The sequence below is a fragment of the Candidatus Allofontibacter sp. genome (genome assembly GCF_038145245.1).
GTDB lineage: Bacteria > Pseudomonadota > Alphaproteobacteria > Pelagibacterales > Pelagibacteraceae > Fontibacterium.
In genome coordinates this window covers 1-5,690 of record NZ_JAYQPI010000042.1, presented here as the reverse complement: position 1 = coordinate 5,690, position 5,690 = coordinate 1, and the positions used below count along the sequence as shown (strand labels likewise).

Annotated in this window: 4 protein-coding genes; 3 read left to right on the top strand and 1 reads right to left on the bottom strand. The window is 29.7% G+C overall.

The window, feature by feature from the left end:
- The coding region (locus AC8IGH_RS04875; RefSeq protein ID WP_507419595.1) for an SDR family NAD(P)-dependent oxidoreductase at window positions 1-686 on the bottom strand (686 nt) is incomplete at its 3' end.
- 142 nt (window positions 687-828) lie between these two features.
- On the opposite strand from AC8IGH_RS04875, the gene AC8IGH_RS04870 reads away from it, so the two are divergent.
- From AC8IGH_RS04870 to AC8IGH_RS04860, 3 genes are read left to right on the top strand one after another with little or no spacing between them, the layout of a single operon-like run.
- A complete protein-coding gene (locus tag AC8IGH_RS04870) occupies window positions 829-1,965 on the top strand; it encodes a TRAP transporter substrate-binding protein (RefSeq protein ID WP_507419594.1) in 1,137 nt (378 codons plus the stop codon).
- 51 nt (window positions 1,966-2,016) lie between these two features.
- Complete coding sequence (locus AC8IGH_RS04865) at window positions 2,017-2,967, top strand: TRAP transporter small permease subunit (RefSeq protein WP_507419593.1); 951 nt, start codon at window positions 2,017-2,019, stop codon at window positions 2,965-2,967.
- An 8-nt stretch (window positions 2,968-2,975) separates the two neighbouring features.
- Entirely contained in the window at window positions 2,976-5,621 is a 2,646-nt protein-coding gene (locus AC8IGH_RS04860) for a TRAP transporter large permease (RefSeq protein ID WP_507419592.1), read from the top strand.
- Window positions 5,622-5,690: the final 69 nt, after the last annotated feature.

The window sequence follows — 5,690 nt, the reverse complement described above, 5'->3', positions numbered from 1 at the left end:
GCAATATGTGATTTTTGCACAAATCTTAAAGATGGCTGTTTATCTTTTAAAAGTTGAATTTGTGCTTTAGCATTAGATAATCTAAATTTTTTTGCTATTGTATCAATTTGATCTTGAATAAGTTCAGTCAGTACAAAGCCTGGACATATAGAATTGCAAGTAATCTTTTCTTTTGCAGTTTCTAGAGCTGTAACTTTTGTCAGACCTACGATACCATGTTTAGAAGCTGTATAAGCAGACTTATTTATCGATGCTATTAAGCCATGAGTTGATGCAATATTAATTATTCTTCCCCAATTATTTTTGCGCATAATAGGTAAAACATATTTGGTCATATAAAATGCAACATTAAGATTAATATCTAATAATTTTCTCCAAATTTCTTCTGAGTATTTCTCTATAGGAGAAACTGCTTGCATACCTGCGCAATTAACAAGTACATCAATCTTTTTAAATTTTTTATTAGCTAAAATAATTAATTTTTTAATATTGCTAACTTTTGTAAGGTCCAAATTCAAAATTAATGAACGATCTTTATCAAATTTTTTTTTTAATTTATTTATAACTGTTAATTTTACCTTACCAACTATAACAACGTTATAAAATTCACTATAAAATTTTTCTGTAATAGCTAACCCAATTCCGCTTGTTGACCCAGTTACTAAAATTGTTTTTTCAAAATTCATATGCACTTAAATACAATTTATAATTGTATAATTTAATATTATTACAAATAAAATATCAAATTTTATAAACAGTCTATGATTGAGACTTCATTTTTTTAGGATTAAACTAACTCAATCTAGTAACAAAATAAGGGGGATACTAATGTTAGAAGATAATAAAAACTTGAAGAAACCTAAAATTTCCTCAAGAAGAAAGTTTATTAAAGGAGCTGCAGTTGCAACAACTGGACTTGCGGTGGCCGCAACCACTTTAAGCGCTCCAGCAATTGCTCAGTCAAAAACTGAAGCTGTGATGGTTTCAACTTGGCCAAAAAATTTACCAGGTTTAGATACTGGTGCACGAAGATTTGCTCAACGTGTTGAGGCACTTACAGATGGTAGAATTAAAATTAATTACTATTCTGCTGGTGAACGTGTAGGAGCATTTGATGTATTTGATGTCGTAGGAAAAGGTGACGCTCAAATTTATCATGGTGCAGAATATTATTGGACAGGTAAAGAAAAAGCTTTTGGTTACTTCTGTTCTGTTCCAATGGGCTTAACTTATACAGAATTTAATTCCTGGATACGTTTTGCAGGCGGTCAACAATTATGGGATGAGTTATCAGGAAAATTTAACATTAAACCATTTATGTGCGGAAACACAGGTGTACAAATGCAAGGATGGTTTAGAAAAGAAATAAATTCTCCAGAAGATCTTAAGGGATTAAAAATGCGTATACCTGGAGTTGGAGGACAAATGATGTCTAAACTTGGGGTCTCAGTTGTAAGTGTTCCTGGTGGGCAAATTTATGAACAATTGATGGCAGGAACAATTGATGCAACAGAATGGGTTGGTCCATGGAATGATGAAGCTTTAAAATTTTATGAAGCTGCAAAATTCTATTACTATCCAGGTGTGCATGAGCCAGGTTCGATGCTTTCAATTGGTGTAAATAAGTCTTGGTTATCAAGTCTTTCTAAAACAGATCAATTGCTTATTGAAACAGCTGCAACCGCTGAAAATGAAATAATGATGTCTGAATTTAATGCTAAAAATGGTGAAGCATTAAAAAGACTTATTAATAATCATGGTGTTAAACTTAGAAGAGTTAGCGATCGAATCTATGATGCTTTTGGAAAAGCTGCAAAAGAGGTTGACTCTGAAAACCAAGCAAGTAGCGATATGGGAAAAAGAGTTGTTCAAAGTTTCCATAAAGCACGTGCAGAACTTGGTGCTTGGAATAAAATTGCTGATCAGGCATACGTCGCGCAAAGAAATAGAGTCTTGGGTATTTAATTAATAATTAAAAATAGTGGGGTCACAAACCCCACTATTTAGTTACTTTTTATGTTTTCGATTCCAAGATTTTTTAGAATATTTTGTTATCTTATAACTTCTTTAACTTTTGCTTTCTTAATTAATAATATCTTAACTCATTATCTAGGCTGGCCAGGAACTAATAAAATTTTTACTAAAATAAATACAGGTACCGTAAAAAATATTTTTCTACTTTATGTTCAAATATTTATTTATTTATTAGCAATTATATTGCCATTTGTGATTGTTCTTTTTTCAAAAAAAAGATCACTTAAACAAGACTCTGAAACTTTATCAGCAATATCTTCCTATATAGTTCATGGAATATTTTGGACAGCTTTAATTGTTGGAATAATTGATTTTATTATTTCTTTTTTTGTTTCAGAAAAAATTATTCAAATTTATATCAGCGATAAAATTCACTTATTTTTATCTAGTCCTCAAAACAGAATTACATTTATTCATGCTCCGCTTGCTATTTTTGGTTTTGTTATTGCATTTTATAACAAAAAAATTGGATTTATTTGGCTTGCAACTTTAGTAGTAATTGCTGAGGGTTTAATTGTAATTTCTAGATTTGTTTATTCTTACGAGCAAACTTTCATGGGTGACTTAGTAAGATATTGGTATGCTGCATTATTCTTATTAGGAAGTGCTCATACACTCGTTAAAGAAGGTCATGTTCGCGTTGATATTTTATATGCTCGAGCAAAAGAAAAAACACAGGCTTTGTTAAATATTATTGGTTCAACTTTCTTTGGCATTCCTCTTTGTGCATTAGTAATGGTTTACGGAATGGATGGAAGATCAAGTACTATTAACTCACCAATTGTAAATTTTGAAGTTACAAGTCAAGCAACAGCAGGTCTTTATGTAAAATATATGATGGCAGGTTTTTTAGGAATATTTGCTGTCACTATGATCATACAATTTGCAAGCTACATACTATTTAACGCAAATAAAATTTATAAAAAAAATTAAGATCATAAATGGAAGTTCTTTTTATATTTATTCTTGTTTTAATTATGATGGCAGCCCTTGGTACGGGTTTTCCTGTTGGTTTTGCATTGCCTGGAGCAGGAGTTTTGGCAATTTCTATTGCAGCTTTGCTTGGATTTATTTTTGAAGGAAATACACATGCTTATTTTATAAATGAAGGTCCAGCTGAATGGATTAACGTCGGTATTAATAATTTTAGGGGCGCTTATTGGGACGTTAATAGAGATACTTTAATAGCGATTCCTCTATTTATTTACATGGGATTAATTCTGCAACGTTCAAAAATTGCTGAAGACCTATTAAATACTATGGGTCAATTATTTGGAAGAATTCCTGGAGGACTAGGAATTTCTGTAATTTTAGTAGGTGGTTTATTAGCAGCAACGACAGGAATTGTTGGGGCAACAGTTATTGCGATGGGGCTTATTTCTTTGCCTTCGATGCTTAAAGCTAAATATAATAAAAATTTAGCAACAGGAATAATAACTGCCTCAGGTACTTTAGGACAAATTATTCCACCATCAGTCGTTCTTATAATAGTTGCAGATCAACTCTCAAATGCTTCTGATATTGCAGATAATATTAGAAAAAATTTATATCAAGCATTTACCGGCGAGTCATCAATGCCTAGTTTTTTAAATGTAGAGTCAACAAGCGCTGGAGAAATGTTTCTTGGCGCAATTATTCCGGGACTACTTTTGGTTTTTTTATATGCAGCTTATGTATTAATTCACGCAATATTTATCAAAAATTCTGCTCCTGCAATCCCAAATAAAAAAGGTTTTGATAAAGAATTTTGGATAAAAGTGTCCTCGACATTGATTCCTCCAGTATTGTTAATTTTTATTGTACTAGGATCAATTTTATTTGGCGTCACAACAGTAAATCAGGCTGGAGCTATTGGTGCGCTTGGTTCAACTGTTATGGCAAGTTATAAATTATATCCAAATAAAAAACATACATATACTCCAACAATAATTGCAACAATCTCAAGTATTGGAATATTAATTTTACATTTCAGTTTAAATCTAAATATTAAAAATATTACAAATAACTATGAGTTACTAGGGATCTTTATAAGCACAATATTTGTTATCGCACTTATCTTTTCTTTAATTTGGAGTTTTTGGAGAGTTTATAAAACTGAAGATATTCTAAAATACGTTACGACTGAAACGACTCTAACAACAACTATGGTTTTTATTATTTTAATTGGTGCCGCAATGCTAACAGCAGCATTTAGAGGTTTTGGTGGAGATGAAGTTATAACAAATTTTTTAAAAGATCTTCCTGGTGGTTTTTGGACGCAGTTTTGGGTCGTGATGTTTATAATATTTATATTAGGGTTTTTTATTGATTACATTGAGATTGCAGTAATTGTTGTTCCAATAATTGCTCCAATCTTACTTGCAAATCCTGAGGCAAATATAACAGCTCTTTGGTTTGGAGTAATGATTGGTGTAAATATGCAAACCTCATTTTTAACTCCACCGTTTGGATTTTCTTTATTTTACTTGAGAGGAGTTGCGCCACCTTCAATAACAACATTAGATATATGGAAAGGTGCAATACCTTTTATATTTTTACAATTAATAGGTTTATTTATAGTTGGCTATTGGCCATCATTATCAAATTATATTCCAACTCGAAGTTATTTAACTTCAGAATTATCTCCGCCACCAACAAATCCTCGAATTGAAAGATGTTTAATTGATTATACCTTTAACCTCTACGATAAAGATGGAACTAAAATAAAGTTTGCGATTGATAATGCAAAAAAGATAAATCTTGACTCATTGCCTGATGATAAAAAACAACTGTTAAAAGATCATTTAGCTAAATCATCAATAACTTTAGATTTAGTAAAGAGCGCCCAAGAAAAGAAAAAAATATTAGATACTTTTTCTAAAGATTATTATGAAGTTCATTTAGCAGCTAGAAAAAATCAATCAAAAATCTTAGATATAAATAAAAAAATTATTGAAATGGAAAAAGATATTAAACAATCTAAAAGTGAAAAAAAAATATCTGAATTAAAAGAAAGAATTAAAAATTACAATATTGAAATTGTAAAACTTGAAAAATTAGTGCCCGCAGAATTTGTTGATAAAAATAAAAAATATAAAGAACTTTATAACGATTATAGAAAATCATTAAATACTTATTATTCAGCAGTTGATAGTTATGATAATTTTAAACAACTTAAAAAAAATCTAGAAGATGTTGAAAAGTTAAAAATGGAACAGATAAATTTTAAACAAATTTTTAATGATATTAAATCTAATAATCTAGATAAAGTTTCAAAAATATTAAATGATGTTATGTTTAAACTAGATAAAATTTCAGGAACAAATGAAATAAAAGAATCTGTTTACAGTATTATTGGAGATATCCAAAAAGGAAATATTGATCGCCAATTAACTAACAAAAAAATCAATGAAACTTTAAATTTATTAAATAAAGAAATTAATTGGAGGGAAAAATCAGCAAAAATAGTTCTTCCTTATTTGCAAAAATATGATGCTGAAATCAAAAATACTATTGGTATACGACAACAAGATAAATTACCGAACAAGCAAGCAGTGTACATTGCTAAATGTGAATCGGGTCACCATAATATTTCCTTGCATTTTTAAAAATGAATGATTTGCTATGGTCGCCTAGTAAAAAGAAAATAGAAAATTCAAATTTATATCAATTTAAAA

Coding starts and splice junctions, on each gene's coding strand:
- AC8IGH_RS04870 (WP_507419594.1), top strand. CDS start 829: ATGTTAGAAGATAATAAAAACTTGAAGAAACCTAAAATTTCCTCAAGA.
- AC8IGH_RS04865 (WP_507419593.1), top strand. CDS start 2,017: ATGTTTTCGATTCCAAGATTTTTTAGAATATTTTGTTATCTTATAACT.
- AC8IGH_RS04860 (WP_507419592.1), top strand. CDS start 2,976: ATGGAAGTTCTTTTTATATTTATTCTTGTTTTAATTATGATGGCAGCC.